The organism is Frankia canadensis, assembly GCF_900197875.1.
Lineage (GTDB): Bacteria > Actinomycetota > Actinomycetes > Frankiales > Frankiaceae > Frankia > Frankia canadensis.
In genome coordinates this window covers 1-1420 of the sequence record NZ_FZMO01000430.1, presented here as the reverse complement: position 1 = coordinate 1420, position 1420 = coordinate 1, and the positions used below count along the sequence as shown (strand labels likewise).

Annotated in this window: 2 protein-coding genes; both read left to right on the top strand. The window is 75.1% G+C overall.

Annotated features, from left to right (window positions below):
• Positions 1 to 51 precede the first annotated feature (51 nt).
• Positions 52 to 267, top strand: a complete 216-nt coding sequence (locus C1A33_RS25290; RefSeq protein WP_101833939.1) for a hypothetical protein — start codon at positions 52 to 54, stop codon at positions 265 to 267.
• A gap of 57 nt (positions 268 to 324) precedes the next feature.
• The gene (locus C1A33_RS25285; protein WP_101833937.1) at positions 325 to 1158 is read left to right on the top strand and encodes an SDR family NAD(P)-dependent oxidoreductase; all 834 of its coding nucleotides are present in this window, start codon (positions 325 to 327) and stop codon (positions 1156 to 1158) included.
• Positions 1159 to 1420 lie beyond the last annotated feature (262 nt).

Sequence of the window (1420 nt, the reverse complement as noted above, 5' to 3'; positions counted from 1 at the left end):
TACCGGATTCCCCTGCCGCCCAAAGGCAGCAGTCCCCTCCGGAGGTATTTGATGGAGACGTTCGGTGCCATACTCGTCGTTCTGGTCCTGCTGCTCATTCCGGTGATCATCGTCGGTGGGGCTCTGACCTGGTCCTATCTGCGCTGTGCGCCGCTGCGGGCGGCCGCTGCGGTCGAGGCGGCCCGGGAGCTGCGCCACCGTCCCGACCAGCCGGCCGCCGGTGGCGCCCCGTTCTCGCCGGGCCACGGCGCACGACGCGCCGCCTGACGGCCGATCCGGCCATCCCCGACATGTCCGGCCGGTCCCTCGGCAAGGATGTGGGGCATGAGCAGCACCGGACCGCGCGACCGGGCCGAGGGGCAGCGCGCCGACCAGACCGAGGTACGCGGTGCTGAGCGCGCCGGCCGGGCCGACAGCGCTGGCGCAGTGGTCGGCCAGGGCGACGAGCCGCCGGAGGGCGAGCCGTTGACCCGGGGGTTCGTCCTGGTGGGGCCGGGGGCGAGCTTCGGGGTCGAGCTGCTGCGCCGGTTCGGCCGGGAGGGGTTCGTGCTCGGCGTCGTGTCCCGGTCGACCGACACGCTCGCCCGCGTCCGCGACGCGCTCGCGCCGGACGGCCTCGCCGTCGCCGGTGCCGTCGCCGACGTGACGGACGCGCCGGCGCTCGCCGCGGCCCTCGGGCGGGTCGCCACCGAGATCGGCGGGCTCACCACCCTCGTCTACAACGCCAAGCTCAGCATCCGCGGCGCCGCCCTCACGGTGCCGCCCGCCACGGTGAACCAGACCCTGGCGGTGAACGTCACCGGCGCGCTGGCCGCCATCCAGGCGGCGGCCGTCCTGCTCGCGGAGCGCCCGGCCGCGACGATCCTCGTCACCTCGGCCGGCGCGCGCACCGAGCCGGTGGCCGGGCGGTTCGCCCTCGCCGTCGGGAAGGCGGGCCTGACCGCCCTCGCCGAGGCGCTGCGCCCCACGCTCACCACCCGCGGCATCCGGCTGCGGACCGTCGTCCTGGACGGCCGGGTGGCGCCGGGCGGGCCGCTGCGCCCGGACGCCGTCGCCGAGCACTTCTGGCAGGCGTTCGCGTCCCCGCGTGGGGACGTGTTCCGGCTCGCTCCGACCAGGCGGGACATCCCGGTGGCGCAACTGCCGCTGGAGGTGTGAGCTGGTGCCGTCCTGCCCCGCGCGGTGCCGGCGTCGGCAATCCGACATGTCCGTCCCAGGGTTGATCGGACCTGAGAGCCGGTGGAATGGAATGAACATGCGACGATCCGGCAGGGCCTGATGCGGCACGACCGTCAGGTGCGACGACCACAGCGCGACGGCGGGCTCCGGCGCGGCAGGGCAGGAGATCTCCGGTGAACGACGGACGCGACCGCGACAGGCAGCATGCGGACGGTACCCCCAGCGACAAGGACGCGACCCG